The organism is bacterium, from assembly GCA_035308905.1.
Classification (GTDB): domain Bacteria; phylum Sysuimicrobiota; class Sysuimicrobiia; order Sysuimicrobiales; family Segetimicrobiaceae; genus DASSJF01.
Map to the genome: position 1 here is coordinate 1 of DATGFS010000074.1, position 18,059 is coordinate 18,059.

The following is an 18,059-nucleotide window of genomic DNA, read 5'->3' on the forward strand; positions in this document are numbered from 1 at the left end:
GACGCGTACGCGACACAGAACATCGCCGACAAGAAGATCCCCGTGTTGTCGTGCGAGGGACCATGCATCCGGGGAGAAATTGCCAGGCTTGCTGCCCACTTGGTCACGCAGGAATTGCCGTCGTACGCGCGGGCTTGTCACGGCGAGACCTTCTTCGTGCCTCACTCTGGCACAGCGCGCTGGGTAAGAGAGGCGGACAAGGTTCTGATGATCGACGGGTGTTTCCTGAAGTGCCACGGGCGAGTGCTGAGGGGCCTAGTGGGAGACCAAAGAATCATCCATATCGATGCTCTGCCGCTGTATAACAAGTATACTGACATCTTTCTGACGGACGATGTTCCGGATGAGGAACGCAGAGCGGTCGCACGACAGGTAGCCGACAAGATTGTCGCGACGCTGAAGAACGAAACACGCAGCGTCTGAGAGCATGGGAGGGCGGGTGTTACTGGCCTGTCCTCCCGTGCGTCCTTCGCGTAATCTTACCCATATGCTCATGCGTCTCGAACCCTGCCGGTGCTGCTGAGGCAAGTCTCCCTACTCGCCTAGGCGATCCCGACCGGCTCGACGGTTAGCGCCCAGAGGGCCTACACGAACGCGTCGAGCCGGTCCGACGACTCGCCTTGGCCCGGTACCCAGGAGCACTACTGCTGCGCCAAGTCCTGGAAGAGGCCCATGCGGTGGACGCGGCCCTGCTCGTCGAGGGCCGCAAGCGATCCTCAGATCGTGGAACCGGTCGAGCGACACGCCGAAGCCTCGCGGGCGCCGCGGTTGGCGAACTGGCGGTTCTCGCGGCGGCTAGGTGTCTCCACACGAGTCGCTCACACGAAGCTGTCGTCCCGACATCGTGCGGGCTCAGCCGGCTCGCAGCGACGTCGGACCCGATTGCCGCCGCGACAAGCAGGGCCGTGCCCACGCACTCGGAGAGCGTTCGCCGCGAGAGCGTGGCCGCGGATCCCGCGGGCTCCGGACGTGCTCCAGCAATAGTCATTGCTCCTCTGTGTTTTGACACCATTCATGACTTGTCCACTCAGCTATTCTCCGCGTGGTGTATCCCTCGGGTCGAACGTGCGCCGGACGAGTGATTCAGACCTGTGCCCGATAGGCGGCCCGCAATGCCATTGCTACGGTGAAGCAAGATGTTACGAGCGGGGGTGCAGCATGGCTGAGTCCGGTGCGGAACCACGCCGTGCATTCTTGGAAAAAGTGGCGTCCGGCGTGTTCGCTAGCATGGCGATGTCGGGTGCTACGGTCCAAACCCGACCTGCCGACGCCGCCACCCAGCCGGCGGTCGCGCCGTCGCCCCCGTTCCGGATCGCGGAGGCGCCCGACGAAGACGTCTTGATCCGGATGCAACGCGATCTCCAGCGGGCACTCGCCAAGCCGATGCGCGAGCGCAAGTGGGGTATGGTCATCGACACGCGCAAGTGCGTCGGTTGTTCCTCCTGCACGGTCGCCTGCGTGATGGAGAACAAGCTCCCGCCCGGCGTGGTGTATCGCCCGGTCATCGACACGGAAGTTGGCGACTACCCGAACGTCACCCGCAAGTTCCTCGCCCGTCCCTGCATGCAATGTGACAGTCCGCCCTGCGTGTCGGTGTGCCCGGTCGGCGCCACGTGGAAGCGGGAAGACGGGATCGTGGAGATTGACTACAACGCGTGCATCGGCTGCCGGTACTGCATCACGGCTTGCCCGTACCAGGCACGGACATTCGACTTCGGAGAGAATTGGACCGATCCCGCGGCGACAGGTAAGGACGGCGCGCTGGCCCTGGAGACGGGGCGCCGGTACCAGACTGAGCCGAGCTTCGAATACGGCAATGAGTGGACGCGGGCGGAGGGGGTCATTCCGCGGAGCCCCGTCGGCAACGCGCGCAAGTGCACGTTCTGCGCCCACCGCTTGCAGGCGGAGATGCTTCCGGCGTGCGTGAGCACGTGCATCGGCCGGGCGACGTTCTTCGGCGATTTGAACGATCCCCGCTCGCTCGTCTCGGAATTGATCGCCCGGAACAACGCCGTGCGACTCAAAGAAGAGTTGGGCACCGAACCCAAGGTCTATTACCTTGTCTAGGAGGAGCCGGTGATGACGAAGCCCGTCAAGGTGGTGCTCTGGATCCTTTGGGTGGTGCTGGCCGCCTTCGGCGCCGTCGGCATCGCGGACCGCCTCCTCTTCGGTCATCGGCTCAGCGCCTACACGAGCTACGTGCCCTGGGGGTTGTGGGTCGCGGCCTACATTTACTTCATCGGGCTCTCGGCCGGGGCGTTTCTGCTCTCGAGCCTGATCTACGTCTTCGGCGTGCGCCGGCTTGAACGCATCGGCCGCCTCTCGCTCTACGTCGCGGTTGTCACCCTCCTGATGGCGCTCCTCACGATCTGGTTCGACATCGGACATATGGAGCGGTTCTGGGAGGTGTTCAGCCGCCCGCAGTTCCACTCGATGATGGCGTGGATGATCTGGCTCTATACTGCGTACTTTGTGCTGCTGCTGGGCGAGCTGTACTACGCCATGCGGCGTGACTGGACGTCGCTCTCGCCGGCGCAGGTGGATCACGATAACCGGCTGTTGCGGATGCTAGGCACGATCGGCGTGCCGCTCGCCATCGCTTTCCACGGCGGGGTGGGATCCCTCTTTGGCACCGTGGTAGCGCGCGATCTCTGGCACAGCCCGATCTACCCGCTGCTGTTCCTCACCGGCGCGCTCATTTCCGGCGGAGGCCTCATCACGTTCGTGGTAGCGTACTTGTGGCCGAGCCGGGACGAGGCGTGGCGGGACCTTACGCAGTCGCTCGGCAAGATCGTGCTGGGTCTCTTGGCGATCGGCGTGCTGCTGGAGTGGGCCGAGTACTCGATCCCGATGTGGTATGGGGTCGGCCAAGAGTACACACGACTCGTATATGTGCTGTTCGGCCCATACTGGTACGTCTACTGGGGCGTTCACGTGCTGTTGGGCGTGGCGATTCCGGTGGTCGTGCTCTGGCGGAGTCGCAACCCCTATGCCATCGGCCTGGCCGGTGGCCTCATCGCCTCCACCTACTTCGCGGAGCGGCTCAATCTGGTGATCCCCGGCCTGGTGTTTCCGGAGCTTCGGGGGCTCGAGTCCGCGTATCTGAGCCATCGCTTGAGTTACGCGTACTTCCCGAGCTTGTTCGAGTGGCAGGTGGCCGCGGGGGTTGCGGCGATCGGCGTCGCGCTTTTCTATCTCGGCTACCGCTACCTACCGCTCGTCGGTGCGCACACGCGCCTGAGGGGGGTGGCATGATGGACATTTCCCGCCGCGATCTATTCAAAGCCGGGGCTCTCGCCGGCACCGGCGTCCTCCTCGGCAGCGCCGGACCGCGCCTCATCAGCCTAGCCGCCACGAAGGCGACGCAAGACCCGACCGCCACGGCCTATGCGCTCGCGCGACCGGAGAACATTCTCTACGGGGCGTGCCTGCAATGCAACACACAGTGCACGCTGAAGGTGAAGATGCAGGACGGCCTGCTCGTCAAAATCGATGGAAGCGCCTACAGCCCCATGACCCTTCAGCCGCACCTCGCCTACGGGACCCCACTCGATGCGGCCGCGAAAGGTCGATGGGTCGATCTGTTCCAAGGGGCAGGCCGGGGTGCAGACGCTGTACGATCCTTACCGCATCCGCAAAGTCTTGAAGCGGGCCGGGCCCCGCGGCTCGGGCACATGGAAAGCCATCCCGTTTGAGCAGGCGATCGCCGAGATCACGGCCGGCGGCAAACTGTTCGCGGAGACCGGCGAACAGCGCGACGTGCCGGGTTTCAAGGACGTGTTCGTCCTCCGGGACGGTGCCCTGTCCAAGGCGATGTCAGATGACGTCACGGCCATCCGCGCGGGGAAGATGACCGTGGACGCGTTCAAGACTAAGTACCGCGAGCATCTGGATGTGCTGATCGATCCGGAGCACCCCGACTTCGGCCCCAAGAACAACCAGTTTGTGTTCCTCGGCGGCCGGATCAGTCCGGACCGGGAGCTCTTCGCGCAGCGGTTCACGTACGGAGGGCTCGGATCGGCCAACTGGTACGCCCACACCACAATCTGCGAGCAGGCCCACCACGTGGCGTTCCAGTATGCGACCGCCCAGTGGAAGGAGGACAAGGGCAAGTTCAGCTGGGCCAAGGGTACCAACCACATGAAACCCGACTATACGCAGGCCGAGTTCGTGATCTTTTGGGGCACCGGGTTCGCGGAAGCCAACTTCGGCCCGCCGCCTCTGAGTCCCCAGGTCACGCAGGCCGTCGTGGACGGTAAACTGAAGATCGCCGTGATCGACACGCGACTGTCAAAGAGCGCCGCCCACGGCTGGTGGATTCCGGTCAAGGCCGGCGGAGATTTCGCGCTCGCGATGGGCATGATGCGCTGGATCCTCGAGCAGGGCCGTTACGACGCGAAGTTCCTCCGCAACGCCAACAAGGCGGCCGCTGTGGCGGGCGGCGAGAAATCTTGGACCAACGCCACGTGGCTCGTGAACGCCAAGAACGGTAAACTCGTCAAGGCCGCCGATCTCAAGCTGGGCGACGCGAACCAGTTCGTGGCGCTTGTGGACGGTACCCCGACGGCCGTGAATCCGGACGATGACAAATCGCCGGTGATCGGCGATCTCGATGTCGCGACTATCCTCGAGACCGTGGAGGTCAAATCGGGATTCCGTCTGCTGAAGGAAGCCGCGTTGGCGCACCCGCTCGAGTTCTACGCCGAGGAGAGCGGGCTCGACTTGGAGACCGTCGAGCGGCTCGCGCGCGAGTTCACTGCCCACGGCAAGAAGGCCGCGATCGACTTCTATCGCGGCCCCATCAAGGTCACGTATGGCTACTACGCGGCGCAGGCCATCATCGCCCTCAACTACCTCATTGGCAACGTCGACTGGAAGGGCGGATTGGTCCCCGGGGGCGGGGCCTGGAACGCGATCGGCGACAAGCCGGGGCAGCCCTACGACATGAAGAAGCTGCACGCCAAGGCCCTCACCGCGTTCGGGGTGAAGCTGACCCGCGAGGGCAGCGGGCCGTACGAGACCTCGACGCTGTTCAAGCAGGACGGCTATCCGGCCAAGCGTCCGTGGTTCCCGTTTACCTCGGACGTCTACCAGGAGGTCATCCCCGCCGCCTACGCCGGCTATCCGTATCCCGTCAAGATCCTGTGGCTCCACTACGGCACCCCGGCCATGGCCACGCCGGCGGGGCACCTGCAGATCAAGATGCTGCAGGATACAGACAAGATTCCGCTCTTCATCGCCACTGACATCGTGATCGGCGAGACGAGCATGTACGCCGACTACATTTTCCCGGACATCACGTATTTGGAGCGCTGGGGCAATCCCCTCGGGACCAGCCCCGCGACCATCACGAAGACGACGAAGATCCGTCAGCCGGTGGCCGCGCCCGTGCCCGAGATCGTGTCCGTCGACGGCGAATCGCTGCCGATCAGCATGGACGCCATCATGATCGCTGTGGCCAAGGGCGTCGGCGCACCGGGCTACGGCCCGAACGGTTTCGGGCCGGGCCTCGATTTCAACCGGCCGGAGGACTTCTACCTCAAGATGGTGGCCAATGTGGCCTGGGGCGACAAGGATGGCGACGCGGTCGCGGAAGCAAGCGACGCCGAGCTCGCGCTGTTCCGGAAGGCCCGACGCCACCTGCCTCCGGCGGTCTTTGATGAGGCGAAATGGACGCGCGCCGCGGGGCAGAAGTTCTGGCGGCGGGTGGTCTACGTGCTGAACCGCGGTGGCCGGTTTGAGGCGGCAGCCAAAGCGTACAGCGGCGCGTACGCGGGCCATGCTTGGGGCAAGCTCCTCGCCCTCTACGTGGAGCCGGTCGGTTCTGCCAAACACTCGATTACGAGCGAGCGCCTCTCGGGCGTCCCTCAGTTCGAGCGAATGAAGCACCTCGACGGCAAACTGGTGGAGGCCCCGCCGGAGTACGACCTCGCGCTGACCACGTACAAGGAGATTTTCGGCACCCAGTCGCGGACGGTCGGCAACTACGCCGGCCAACAGGCACTGCTGCCGGAGAACTTTATTTACCTCAACAAGCTGGACGCCACCCGCCTCGGATTGCGGGACGGGGATATCGCGCGGGTCGTCTCCCCCACGTTCAATGGCGAGTTCGACGTGACTCCGGGCATGACGTCCCGCGTCGAGGGCAAAGTCAAGGCCATCAGCGGACTTCGTCCGGGTACCATCGCCGTGTCTTTCCACTTCGGGCACTGGGCGTACGGTGCGAACGACGTGACGATCGACGGAGTGCGGATCCCCGGGGACAAGACCCGCCGGACCGGTCTGTCGACAAACCCCGCGGTCCTGGTCGACGGTTATCTGAAAGACGTCTGCCTCACCGACCCTATCGCAGGCGACTCTGTGTTCAATGGGACCAGCGTCAAGCTCGTGAAGATCGCAAGCGGACATGCGACAGGCATGCCGCGGGCCGGCTATTTGAACGAAGGACCGCGCATGAGCCTGGCTCAGCCCAAGGATGCCGATGATGCGCAGTGGGTGGCACAGGAGGCTCTCAAGGTCGCCCAAGGGCGGAGTCGCTCTGGCGACTTGCAAGCTCACGTCGCCCGGCGAGTTCGCCGGGCTCAGTAACGGTTGAGCCGCGCAGCAGGATAGGGGAGGGCGATGGCGTTGGCTCGCCCTCCCGGCGTGTTCCAGGGTAGTCGTTGCCTGCGGTGAAAAAGACGCCCGGCCAGGACTACGCCGCGGTGAGAGCTTTCACGTCGGGAGGTGACACGATGGAGGTGAAGGTGCCTGAGCACTATAAGCGGTTTCAGCGCCAGCACCCGGAGATCTGGCAGGCCTACGATCGACTTGGAACCGCCGTTCACGGTGCCGGACCACTGGACGCGAAGACCCGCGAACTCGTGAAACTCGCGCTGACCATCGGCAGTCGGCACGAAGGCGGCGTCCACGCCCACACGCGACTCGCCCTGCAGCATGGCGCCTCACCGGATGAAATCCGCCACGCAGTGTTCCTTGCGCTGACGACGCTGGGGTTCCCCGCGATGATGGCCGCCAGCAGCTGGGTCGAGGATATCCTCTCCGACGCTGGAAAAGCCCACGCCTAGAGGTCGGGGGAGAGGTCTCCTTCGAGGTCGATCCGGGCACGGATAGGCGGCCCAAGGCCGTACGGGTGCGGCGTCAGTCTAAAGGCGAATGGGCGCCAGGTCAGCCCCAAGTGAATGCGGCGCCGCGCCAGGCGACAACGCGCGAGGATACGGGCATCCCCGCGGCAGTCGAGGATGCGGGCGACGAAGAAGAGGAGATGCCGCAGCCAGCGTCTTCTGAAGTACTTCCTCGGCGGTCCGCTACCCAAAGGACGACCACCAAGCGCGTCCGTCTTGGTGCGGTACCCGGCAGACGCCCGGCAATTTCATGGTAAGGAGACTGAGCATCCTGTCCTCGCAGCCGCGGCGATGGACGTCAAAGGGCGCCGCTCTCGGCCTACGGTCTAACTCCTGCGGAACGCGTCCGCCGGTTTGAGCGACGCGGCGCGCCGCGCCGCGAGCCATCCGGCGAGCGTGCCTCCGCCAACCGCGATCAGCAGCGCGAGCCCCACGGAGGCGGCGCCCACGGTAATCGGGAGCGTGACCGGATTCGTGACCGGCGTTGCCGCGGCAAGCCCCACGAGACCCTGCGTGGGCGCAGTCGCCGGCGGGAGCAGGGGTAGCCGTCCGAGGATCCATGCCCCGGCCACGCCCGCGGCGACGCCGACGACACCGCCGGATGCGGCCATCACGGCCGCTTCGAGGAGGAATGCCCTCGCGACGTCTCGCGTCCGCCAGCCGAGTGCCTTCATGAGACCGATCTCCGGTGTACGCTCCGTGACGGACCCGCTCAGGGACAGCCACGTCAGCACCAGCCCGCCCAGGACGCCGACCACCGCGGCGACGGCCGCGAATCGGGCCGAGATCCGGCCGATGCCGCCCATCACCTGGAGGAGACTGTCCTCCGTGACGGCGCTCACTCGGCCCAGCTGCTGCTTGAGATGCTCGACGACGGCGTCCGCGCGTCCGGCATCGACAAGGCGCACGTAGACCTGGTTGACGTCCCCCGGCGCCACACCGGCCAGACTCTGCGCATCGGTGAGCGGCACGTAGAGATTGGCGGTCGCGGCCTGACTGCTCTCCCGCTGCTCGGCCACGCCGACGACCGCGAACCGCCGGCCTCCGATGGTGACCGCATCCCCCGGCTTGAGTTCGAAGAACGCCGCGTAGTGGCGGTCCGCCACCGCGACGCCGCGCTCTCCGGGTGCAAGCGCCCGTCCGGCGACGAGACCGCTCCGCAGCGCCCGCGCCGGCCCGACGCCGGTCTGGCTGAGATCGAGGCCTAGGACCGTCGTGTAGCTCGTCGGACCAAAGTCCCACAGTTGGAGCGCGGCGGAGATGGAAGCGACGCCATCGGCGCGGGCGATCGCGCCCACGTCGGCCGCCGAAAAGAAGGCCGTCCCGAACGGGGCGCGGATACCCCGCGTTCGCTGCGACTGCGCCGACGTTTCGGCCGCGCCGGCCGTGCGGGTCAGCACGATGTCCGCGGCCACGCCCGCCAAGGGCCGCCGCGCGGCCTCCCGGAACCCGCTCCCCAAGGACGAGATGGCGACGAACAGTGCCGCGCCGAGCGCCACGCCGATGATCACGCCCAGCGCGCGCCCCGCGCGCCCGCGAAACTGCGAGAGGACGTAGGTCGTCACCGCCGCCCGCCGGTTGCCTGCGCCAGCGCCGCATCCAGCGCATCGATCGTCCACGCACCCTCCGCCACCATGCCCGTGCCCTCGCCCTGGGGGAAGCTGTAGAAACGGACGCGGTGTCCGTTCAGTGTCACGTCCATGGATCCGTTGATGAAGATGGCGAGCGGCGTGTGCCCTGTGAGACGTTTGGCTTTGGCAAACGTGTCCCCGGCCGGTGTGTCCAGATCATAGCGGCTGACCTTCAGGCGGTCGCCGTACTTGGCGAGGACGCGATTCACGTGATCGAGAACGTCAAGGACAGGCCCGTGGTTGAGGTAGGCGATGTCCACCGTCACCACGCCCGGCCCGCCGCTCGGAGACTGGCCGGGGCCCCCAGGTATCGCACGGGCGCCTCCACTACACCCGGCGAGGACGACCATGCCTACCAACAGCGCGAGCGGCGCGAGCGCGGCGCGAAATGCCGGCCGGGTCTTCATGACACAACCCCCGCCTCGGCCGCCTCGACGATCCGTCCGTCGGCCATCCGGACCACCCGCCCGGCGGACTTGGCCACCTTGTCATCGTGTGTCACGATCACCAGCGCGATTCCGCTGTCGGCCTGGAGGCGGCGAAAGAGCGCGAGAATCTCCTCACCGGTCTGGCTGTCCAGGTTGCCGGTAGGCTCATCGGCCAGGACCAGGTCCGGCCCGTGCACGAGCGCGCGGGCGATCCCCACCCGCTGCTGCTCCCCGCCGCTGAGCTCCGCGGGCCGGTGGGTTGCCCGATCCACCAAGCCGACCTGCTCGAGGCGGTCCATCGCCAGACGCCGTCGCTCCGCGACAGGCATCCGATCGGGATAGAGGGGGAAGGCTACGTTCTCGAGGGCGGAGAGCGTCGGAATCAGGTGAAAGGCCTGGAACACCAGCCCGACGTGGCTGCGCCGCCATAGCGCGAGGGCATCTTCGTCCATCGTCGTGATGTCCTGGCCCCGGTAGAAGATGCGCCCCTCGTCGACGGCTTCGAGACCCGCCAGGACGTTGAGCAGCGTACTCTTGCCGGATCCGGACCGGCCGACAATCGCGAGGCTCTCGCCGTCGTCGACCCGAAGGTCGACCCCCTGCACGGCACCCACTCGGCCGAACGACTTCCGCACGCTTTCGGCACGGAGAAGCTCACTCATGACGCCACACCTCCGCCGGTTTCACCGCGGCGGCCCGCCGGGCGACCCACGTACTCACGAGCATCCCTCCAATCAATCCCGCGGCCAACGGCCCCAGCGTGGCGGCCGCATGAATCCGGGCATCGAGCGGCACTGTGACGGCCACCTGCGCCGCGCCGCCGGGCAAGAAGTGCGGTGTCGGCATCACTTCCCAAGGCACCGGGATCATGACCCGGGTCCACCGCAGTCCCCACGCCACGACTGCCGCGAGACCGAGGCCGACCACCTCCCCGAGCGCCGTCAAGATCAGCGTCTCAACAGCCACCTGTGCGATCACGTCCCGCCGGCGCCACCCGACGGCGCGCATGAGCCCGATATCGCGCCGGCGCTCCCACAAGCCGGCCGCCGCCGCCCGCAAGAGACCGGCCATCGCTACCACGAGGCCGGCGGCGCCCACGAGTGCGCCGAAGCGGTCGATCAAGGCGAACGTGGACCCGAGGACCTCCTCGAACGAGCGGGGCGTCGTGACGATCGCCGTCTTTCCCAACAGCTGCGTGAGCTGCGCGGCGACGCTCACCGTGTGGGCCGGGTCGGTGCGAACGTAGAGGATGTCGTCATCGTCGGCCCGGATATCGTGCACGGCCCGCACGTTAGGCGCGGCCGCAACCAGCGCGCGTGCATCGGCCAGCGGTAAATACAGGTTGGCTTCAACCAATTGTCCCGCCTGTGCCGTCTCGACGATGCCGACGGCCGTGACCGACTTTCCGCCGACGTCGACTGTTCCGCCGATCGTCAGGTGTTGCTGTGCGGCGTACGTTGCGTCCACCACGGCGACGTCATGATCGCCGGTGCGAAGAAACCGGCCTGCGCGAAGGCCCGCCCGCATCCGATCCGCGACCGCCGAGGCCGGATCCAAACCCATGCCGATAACGAACCCGCCGGGCTCGAAATCCCAGAAGAATATCGCCTCACCGACTTCCTGCACACCCGGCAAGGATCGAACAGCATCAACTTCGGACCGGTGAATCGGGGCGGTCGAGTGCGGCAGCACGATGCCCCGGAACGCTTTCGGGACCGTTCCCTGCCGCTGCGCCACCACGTTCGCGCCGATTTCCGTGAGCGGGAACCGCGCGGCCTCCCGGTACGCGGTAGCGTAGGCCGCCAAACTGATGAAGAGCGCCACGCCCACGCTGACGCTCAGGAGGCCCGCGAGGGTGCGCGCCGGCCGCCGGCTCAACTCAGCCCAGACGAATGACAGATTCATCGTCCCGTTTTCGCTGGGCACGTGATGTATGCTCATCGATCGCCCTTACGAGCACCTCAAGAGCCCTCAACACCGAATCAAGCTCGGTCCCGTTCATCTTGGCAGCCACCGCAGCGAATTTTGCCGCGCGTGAGGCATCCACTCGCTGCGCAACCTCTTGGCCTGCATCGCTCAGTTGAAGGAGTATCGCCCGGCCGTCTTTCGGATGCGGGGTTCGTCTCACCCAGCGCCGCAGCACCAACTGATCGACAAGGCGGCTCACGGTGCTCTTCTGCAGATGCAGACGGGCCGTCAACTCGTTCAGGGTCAACGGATGGCCCGAGGCCAGCTCCATGAGGGCGTGGGCGGCCGATACACCCATCGGATGGCCGCATGGAGTCAGATCAGGCCGGTGCAGGCCAAACGCCCGGATCAGGGAGGTCATCTGTCGCTGGAGCCGCAGGGCGGCCGGCGTTGTGGGGTGCGACGTGTTCATTTGCTCAAAGCCTACCTGTTCGGAGATCAGTTCGAAAATACAACTATGATCCGATCCTCAGTCGGCCCCCGGACCGATGGCCGGGTGTGAGCGTGCGTTCTATCCTTATTTGTGTGGCGGTCGTCGGAGCGAGCTGAGCGGCGGGCGCGAGAAGGGACGTGAGGCCTTATGGTGTGGCAGAACGTCGTCATCGCCTTGGCGGGTCTGTTCTTCATTGTCGCTCCGATTCGGGCCGGCTTTACCGGGGACATCGCGCAGATCTGGACCGCGATGATCGGCGGGGCGATCCTGCTGGTTCTCGCAGGCGCCGCCGTCGTGAACGCGCACGCGCGGCAGAGGTTTGGATCCAGTACGTGAACGGGCTCGTCGGGCTGTGGTTCGTCATCGCGCCCTGGGTCCTGTCATTCACGATGAAGCCGGCGCCGGTCATCGGCGGGCTGATCGGCCTGCTCCTGAGCGCGTGGCTGGCGTTCGGGGTCCTGCCGAAGGCGGCAGCCTCGCATCGAGGCGAGTCCCGTGCGTAACGAAGCCTATTTGACTCGACAACGCCGCATCCCGAAGGCCCGACGTACGCTGCGCAACGTGCTCCACGCGGTCACTGTGTGCGCCGTTATCACCGCCAGCGCCGCGGCGGCGGCCGTGCCGGTCCAGGCAGACGCTCCTTCCACGACGGTAGCGCCCCAGGTCATGGTCAGCACAGGACTCGCGGCGCGAAACCCGTTCGAAGCGTGGTTCGTGCTGGACAAGGCGTCCGATCCGGCGGTACCGGGCTACGCGGTTCCCGCCGGGGCGACGGTCCGGTTCACGTTCCCACAGGCGTTCACGCCGAGGCCCGGCGGGTCTCTGGAGTCCGTGATGCTCACGGGCTGGGCGCAGGGATCGATCCCGGTGCAGTTCACCGTTGCGCTCGACGCCCGGGATCCGCGCACGGTCGTGATTCACTTCGATCAACCGATCGTGCCGAATCCCCCCGGGAGCCCGGGGCTCAAGGGCATCCATCTCCGTACCAATGAGATCAATCCGGCGCAGTCCGGGGATTACCCGATCGCCGTGCAGTTCATCGAGGCCGGACCGCTGTCCGGTACCACGACGGCGATCGCGCACATCACGGCGCGGCCCGTACCGAACATTGCCCCCTACAACCAATTGCACCCGGGCAAAGACGAAGACTGGCAGCACGTCGCGGCGGGCACCGAGGCGACGCTCCCGGTCGATTTTCTGGTCACGTTGCCGGACACGTCCCGCTCGGAGGTCACCCTGCGTGCCGCACCCGACGGGATGCTTACCGTCTTGAGCGATGGGCGGCCGATCGGCTCGATTACCACCAGGGGCGTACCGGTGACGCTCACGCCGCAGGCCTTTGGCCCCGGCTTCTCGCGGCTCGGCATTATCGAAGTGCACGTCAGGGCCGGCACGACGCGGGGGAATGCCCAGGTCGTCGCCTCACTCGATGGCGGCACCCGGAGTGTGATCAACCTGGCCGTTGAGGGACCGTGACGCGTTCCGGGAGAGCGGCGGTCGACACATGAGCGTGCGTGAAGGAGGAAGAGACCCATGAAACGCGTTCGGGTATCCCAGACCGGTGCGGGCATCGCGAGCGCCGTTGTCTTCGTCCTGATCGTGGCGCTGCTGCGCCTCTTTTACGCTCCGGCCGTCGCGGTGACGGCCGTGCGCGATGGAGTGGTGACTGACGAAGTCACCGCCCCGGGCAGCGTCCAGACGCGCGTCATCGTGAACGTGAGCAGCAAGCTCACCGGCATTCTCGCCCGCCTGTACGCCGACCAGGGTGACGTCGTCCGACGCGGCCAAGTCCTGGCGGCAGTGGAGAGCGAGGACCTCGCCGCCCAGGCGGCGGGGGCGCAGGCCACCGTGGGCGCAACCGCACAGAACGTGACCGTGGCGGAGGCAGGGATCCTGCATTCGCACGCTACGGTTGCTGCGGCGGCGCAGAACGTGACCATGGCGCAAGCGGGTGTCGCGAAGGCGCGGGCGGACGTGGCGGCGGCGACCCAGAACGTCACGGTGGCCGAAGCGGGGGTCGCGAAGGCGCGCGCCGCGCTCGCGTTGAGCCAGGCGACCTATAATCGCGACATGGCTCTCCTCCGGGAAGGGGCGATTGCGGCCGCGGACATGGACGCCGCCCGCGCCGCGCGGGACAGCGATGAGGCGGGGGTCCACAGCGCCACGGCGGCGGTGGACGCGGTGCGCCAGCAGTTGGCGGCCGCGCAGGCCGACGCCCACAGCGCCGCCGCGGCGGTGGATGCGGCGCGGGAGCAGCTCACCGCCGCGCAGGCGGACGCGCAAAGCGCCGCGGCGGTCGCCTCGGCCAGCCGGGCGCAACTGACCGGTGCGGAACAGAACCTGCGTTACGCAACGGCCAACCTCGCGTACGCGCGCATCGTGGCCCCCATGGACGGGCTCATCATCGCGCGGAATCTCGAAGCTGGCACCACGATCGTCCCCGGCGTTCCGGTCTTCTTGATGGCCGACCCGCAGGACGTGTGGGTGGCGGCCACGGTGGACGAGACCGTCGTGGGCGGGGTTCGGGTCGGGGAGCCGGCCCGGATTTCGCTGCGCGACGGGAGCACCGCGATCGGCCGGGTGGCACGCGTGACCCATCAGGCGGACTCGGTGACTCGGGAACTCGAGGTGGACGTGCGGTTTACTCCGCTCCCCCGCTACTTCACGCTCAACGAAGAAGCGAACGTCGCGATCCAGGTGGCGCAGGCGCGCGGGCTCGTCGTCCCCGTCTCCGCGCTCGTGCCGCAGGCGGAGCCCGGCCAGATGACGGCGTTCATCGCGCGGGGCGGGAAGGCGGTGCCCGTCACGGTGCGCGTGGGACTCGTGGCCGGCGGCCGCGCGCAGGTCCTTGATGGACTGCAGGCAGGCGACCTCGTCGTCCTGGCGCCGCAGGGCCTGCGGGCCGGCTCGCGCCTCCGCCCGGTCATCTCGACGCAAGCCGGTTCCACCGGACAGGGGACGTCCAATGGATCTGGCCGTTAAAGACCTCCAGCGGAGCGCGGGGAAGTTCCTCGCCACCACGCTGGGAGTGGGCCTGCTGCTCGCGATCGTGTTCATCATGAACGGGATCTACCGCGGGAATATCGCCGACGGGGTCTGGATCATCAATCACACGCCGGCGGACCTCTGGGTCGTCGAGCGCGACCGCGGCGGGCCGTTCAACGAGTCGTCCGTGCTGCCCCAGGACCTGTACCACAGCGTCGCCGCCGTCCCCGGGGTGGCGCGGGCGGACCCGTTCATTACCTACACGGTACAGCGCGAGGCGGGCGGCAAGAGCCAGCAATTTACGATCGTCGGCTACGACGTCTTCGGCGGCGCCGGCGGCCCCGCGCGGCTCGTGGCGGGCCGGGGGATCCGGCAGGCGCACTACGAGATGGTCGCCGACCGCAAGCTCGGACTCCGCATCGGCCAGACGGTGCATCTCGGGCTGGACGACTACACCATCGTCGGGCTCGTGGCCGGGGCGGTGGATTCCGGCGGCAACCCCCTCGTCTACCTCTCGCTCCCCGACGCGCAGAACGTCCAGTTCCAGCAGGACGCCCAGGCGATCTATCGGGCGCGCGCCGCGGACCTTCAGCTCCTGGAGGCGAACGGGAACACGCCGGCCCAGGCCGAGAAGCTCCTGCCGCTGCTCGCCGCCGGCACGCAGACGGCCAACGTCAACGCCGTACTGGTGCGCCTCGCGCCGGGGGCGGATGCGCAGGCGGTGGTGCAGCACATCCAGCGCTGGCTCTACCTCAACGTCTACACGAGCGCGGAGGAGCGGCAGCTCATGCTGGCGGGCCGCCTCAGCATGATGACCAAAATTCTCGGCTTGTTCCGTTCCCTGCTGGTCATCGTCTCGATCGTGATCATCGGGCTGATCGTATACGTGCTGACGATGGAGAAGATCAGGTCGATCGCCACGCTCAAGCTCATCGGCGCGCCAGACCTGATGATCGTGCGCCTCATCATGGAGCAGTCGCTCGCACTCACGATGCTCGGTTTCATCCTCGGGTATGCGTTGGTGATCGCCACGAAGGACCGATTCCCGCGGACGTTGGTGCTGCTCCAGTCGGATACGGCCGTGACGTTCGTCGTCATGCTGCTCGGCGGGGTGGTCGCCAGCCTCTTCGGGATTCGGCGCGCGCTGGACACGTCGCCGTCCGTGGCGCTTGAGGGATAGCCGTGAGCGTCCTGCAGGTCGAGGGCTTGAAGAAGGTCTACGGCAGCGGCCCGCTGGCGGTCACCGCCTTGGAGGATGTAAGCTTCACCGTCAGCCCCGGCGAGCTGCTGGCCCTCCTGGGTCCGAGCGGGTCCGGCAAGAGCACCCTGCTCCTGTCCATCAGCCTGATCCTCGAGCCCACGGCCGGGATCATCACTATGAACGGCACGCCGATCTACAGGAACGGCTGGACGGGGCTCGACATCCGGCGGTTCCGCCGCGAGAATATCGGTTTCGTGTTTCAGGCGAAGAACCTGATCCCGTTCCTGAGCGCCGTGGACAACGTCGCGCTCCCGATGATCCTCAACGGGGTCGCCGCGCGGGAGGCGCGAGCGCGGGCGCGGGATCTTCTCGGGTACCTGGAGGTCGGTCACCGGGCCCACGCCATGCCGGCGGACCTCTCCGGGGGCGAGCAGCAGCGGGTGGCCATCGGGCGCGCGCTCGCGAACCAACCGCCGCTCGTCCTGGCCGATGAGCCGACCGCGTCCCTCGACACCGGGCGCGGGATGAAAGTCATGGAGCTGCTCAAGAAGATCGCGAGGGAGCGCCGCGCCGCGGTCATCGTCGTGACCCACGATGAGCGGATGATCGCGGGGTTCGACACGGTCCTCCGGTTGAAGGACGGCCATCTGACCACGGAGGCGACCGGCCCGGCCATCGGCGCGATCGAGCCGTCCACTCCGGAGCTGCCGTCGGAGGGTGGCGCGCGTCACGTAGCGGGACGCCGGTGATCCCGCATCCCTTGCTGCGACTGTCGCGGTCAGGATGACCGGAGGCGAGCGAGATGGGGCTCTTACGGCTGGTGTTCGGCAACTGGGTGACCAGCGTCGCGTGGCTCGTGGCACTGGCGATCGTGGTCCGGATCCTGGTTAGGGTACTGAGCACCGTGTTGCGGGCAGTCACGGGGCCGCTCGTCGGCGGAGTCTCTCGGCCGCACGAGCGCCGCCTCCTGATCATGGCCGTCGCCTCGGTCGTCTGGCTCGCCGCGATCCTCGGCGCCGCGTTCCCGCTGTCCCTCGCATCGCTGCCGGCCTTTCAATCGTTGTCGAGCGTCCCCGTCGAGCCCCTTCGCACCGCGTTTCTGGTGGCGCTCATTCTGATTCCGCTCGCTGTGGGTCTCGTCTCCCAGGCGCTGCCCCGGGAGGACCGCCCTGCGCGGCCGACGCTCCGGCGAGCGGCGGGCATCCTCTGGGGCTACCGGTACACGGCCGGCTTGGCGATTGCGCTTCTCGCGTCGATCGCGGGGACGGCTGCGAGCCGCGCGCGCGCCATTGTCAGGCGGTGGGGTCGCCGGACCGTCACCGTTCGCATCGCGGCCGCGCCAGAGACGGCGCCCGCCATCCTCGAGGATGTGCAACGGGCTCTCGACGCCGGCGGGGTGCACACTACGCGTGCCGCGCCGCCCTGGTGGCTTCGGCTCCCCGGCGTGCTGCTCCGGAGCATCGGCGGCGGGGTCTTCGACACATTCGTATCGGGGCCGCTGGCCGTCCTCGTCGCGTCACAGGTGGAAATTCTGGTGTTCCCGTCCGCGCTGAGCGTGAGCGGGCGCCCGCGGGAGGCGGCGCGCGCGCAGGCGAGCCTGGCCGAGCATCTCCCGCTTTCGCGGGTCTCCATGACCTGGACCCCGCAGGGGCGCCGCATCGAGGACCGACTGCGGACGATGTGGGCGGATCTCGCAAAGGGATCCGCGGGCCCGGTCAGCACGCAGACGCTGGACGATGTGCGCGAGATCGGGGGCCACGTGCGCGAGGCGCCGCTCTCGTACGAGGAGTGGGACGTGCTGTTCCGCGAGTGGCTGCTCGTCCAGCACCGCCTGCTTGAACGGGCTGTGCCGACTCGCGTGCCCGATGCACGTGTCTCGACGTCGTGACTGCGGTGCGAAACCCGGTCCGCGGTGAGACCGAATCGCTTCCGAATGCGCTCGCGGCCGGGTCCGAAGGATTGACCAGCGTGGAAGCAGCCAGCCGACTGCGGCGGTTCGGCCCCAACGCGGTGGCTGAAGCCCGCCCGCGCCGCGTCAGCATGCTGCTCCGCCAGTTCTGGGGCGTGATACCCTGGATGCTCGAGCTTGCGCTCATCATCGACCTGATCCTGGGCCGTCGGGTCGAGGCCGTCTTCATCGGTGCGCTGCTCGCGCTCAACGCATTCCTGGCGTTTCGCCAGGAGAGCCGGGCCACGACGGCCCTCGCGCTGCTTCGCCGGCGCCTGACGATCAACGCGCGCGTGCGGCGCGACGGCCGTTGGCGGGTGCTTTCCGCGGCCGAGCTCGTA

19 protein-coding genes are annotated in these 18,059 nt (G+C 67.3%); 14 read left to right on the plus strand and 5 right to left on the minus strand.

Annotated elements, in window-relative coordinates; genetic code table 11:
• The 6 genes from VKT83_18910 to VKT83_18935 form a co-directional block, all read left to right on the plus strand.
• Positions 1-423: putative zinc-binding protein (locus VKT83_18910; GenBank protein HLY24542.1), on the plus strand; the 423-nt coding region annotated here is incomplete at its 5' end.
• A 924-nt stretch (positions 424-1,347) separates the two neighbouring features.
• Complete coding sequence (locus VKT83_18915; GenBank protein ID HLY24543.1) at positions 1,348-2,067, plus strand: 4Fe-4S dicluster domain-containing protein; 720 nt, start codon at positions 1,348-1,350, stop codon at positions 2,065-2,067.
• A gap of 12 nt (positions 2,068-2,079) precedes the next feature.
• Positions 2,080-3,255, plus strand: a complete 1,176-nt coding sequence (gene nrfD / locus VKT83_18920) for an NrfD/PsrC family molybdoenzyme membrane anchor subunit (GenBank protein HLY24544.1) — start codon at positions 2,080-2,082, stop codon at positions 3,253-3,255.
• Positions 3,252-3,695, plus strand: coding sequence for a hypothetical protein (locus VKT83_18925; protein HLY24545.1), 444 nt, complete (start codon positions 3,252-3,254; stop codon positions 3,693-3,695). Before nrfD ends, VKT83_18925 begins: the two co-directional genes overlap by 4 nt.
• Entirely contained in the window at positions 3,604-6,588 is a 2,985-nt protein-coding gene (locus tag VKT83_18930; GenBank protein ID HLY24546.1) for a molybdopterin-dependent oxidoreductase, read from the plus strand. Before VKT83_18925 ends, VKT83_18930 begins: the two co-directional genes overlap by 92 nt.
• 146 nt (positions 6,589-6,734) lie before the next feature.
• A complete protein-coding gene (locus VKT83_18935) occupies positions 6,735-7,067 on the plus strand; it encodes a carboxymuconolactone decarboxylase family protein (GenBank protein ID HLY24547.1) in 333 nt (110 codons plus the stop codon).
• A gap of 383 nt (positions 7,068-7,450) precedes the next feature.
• Here VKT83_18935 and VKT83_18940 read toward each other — a convergent pair whose 3' ends face one another.
• The 5 genes from VKT83_18940 to VKT83_18960 are packed head-to-tail and all read right to left on the minus strand — an operon-like array spanning position 7,451 to position 11,563.
• A complete protein-coding gene (locus VKT83_18940) occupies positions 7,451-8,689 on the minus strand; it encodes an FtsX-like permease family protein (GenBank protein ID HLY24548.1) in 1,239 nt (412 codons plus the stop codon).
• Positions 8,686-9,162, minus strand: coding sequence for a hypothetical protein (locus tag VKT83_18945; GenBank protein ID HLY24549.1), 477 nt, complete (start codon positions 9,160-9,162; stop codon positions 8,686-8,688). The genes VKT83_18940 and VKT83_18945 overlap by 4 nt, the downstream gene beginning before the upstream one ends.
• Entirely contained in the window at positions 9,159-9,845 is a 687-nt protein-coding gene (locus VKT83_18950; protein HLY24550.1) for an ABC transporter ATP-binding protein, read from the minus strand. Before VKT83_18950 ends, VKT83_18945 begins: the two co-directional genes overlap by 4 nt.
• Entirely contained in the window at positions 9,838-11,088 is a 1,251-nt protein-coding gene (locus VKT83_18955) for an FtsX-like permease family protein (protein ID HLY24551.1), read from the minus strand. Before VKT83_18955 ends, VKT83_18950 begins: the two co-directional genes overlap by 8 nt.
• Positions 11,063-11,563, minus strand: a complete 501-nt coding sequence (locus tag VKT83_18960) for a MarR family transcriptional regulator (GenBank protein HLY24552.1) — start codon at positions 11,561-11,563, stop codon at positions 11,063-11,065. The genes VKT83_18955 and VKT83_18960 overlap by 26 nt, the downstream gene beginning before the upstream one ends.
• A gap of 168 nt (positions 11,564-11,731) precedes the next feature.
• Here VKT83_18960 and VKT83_18965 point away from each other — a divergent pair, with 168 nt between their 5' ends.
• The 8 genes from VKT83_18965 to VKT83_19000 all read left to right on the plus strand — a co-directional run.
• Positions 11,732-11,920: a hypothetical protein gene (locus VKT83_18965; protein ID HLY24553.1), complete on the plus strand. Its 189-nt coding sequence runs from the start codon at positions 11,732-11,734 to the stop codon at positions 11,918-11,920.
• A complete protein-coding gene (locus VKT83_18970) occupies positions 11,917-12,087 on the plus strand; it encodes a hypothetical protein (GenBank protein ID HLY24554.1) in 171 nt (56 codons plus the stop codon). Before VKT83_18965 ends, VKT83_18970 begins: the two co-directional genes overlap by 4 nt.
• 163 nt (positions 12,088-12,250) lie before the next feature.
• Positions 12,251-13,060, plus strand: coding sequence for a hypothetical protein (locus tag VKT83_18975; GenBank protein HLY24555.1), 810 nt, complete (start codon positions 12,251-12,253; stop codon positions 13,058-13,060).
• A gap of 57 nt (positions 13,061-13,117) precedes the next feature.
• On the plus strand, positions 13,118-14,566 hold the full coding sequence (locus VKT83_18980) for an efflux RND transporter periplasmic adaptor subunit (GenBank protein ID HLY24556.1): 1,449 nt from the start codon (positions 13,118-13,120) through the stop codon (positions 14,564-14,566).
• Positions 14,550-15,749, plus strand: a complete 1,200-nt coding sequence (locus VKT83_18985; protein ID HLY24557.1) for an ABC transporter permease — start codon at positions 14,550-14,552, stop codon at positions 15,747-15,749. The genes VKT83_18980 and VKT83_18985 overlap by 17 nt, the downstream gene beginning before the upstream one ends.
• 2 nt (positions 15,750-15,751) lie before the next feature.
• A complete protein-coding gene (locus VKT83_18990) occupies positions 15,752-16,519 on the plus strand; it encodes an ABC transporter ATP-binding protein (protein HLY24558.1) in 768 nt (255 codons plus the stop codon).
• Between the two features lie 53 nt (positions 16,520-16,572).
• Positions 16,573-17,658, plus strand: coding sequence for a hypothetical protein (locus tag VKT83_18995; GenBank protein HLY24559.1), 1,086 nt, complete (start codon positions 16,573-16,575; stop codon positions 17,656-17,658).
• 5 nt (positions 17,659-17,663) lie between these two features.
• A partial coding sequence (locus VKT83_19000) for a cation-transporting P-type ATPase (protein HLY24560.1) occupies positions 17,664-18,059 on the plus strand: 396 nt, incomplete at its 3' end.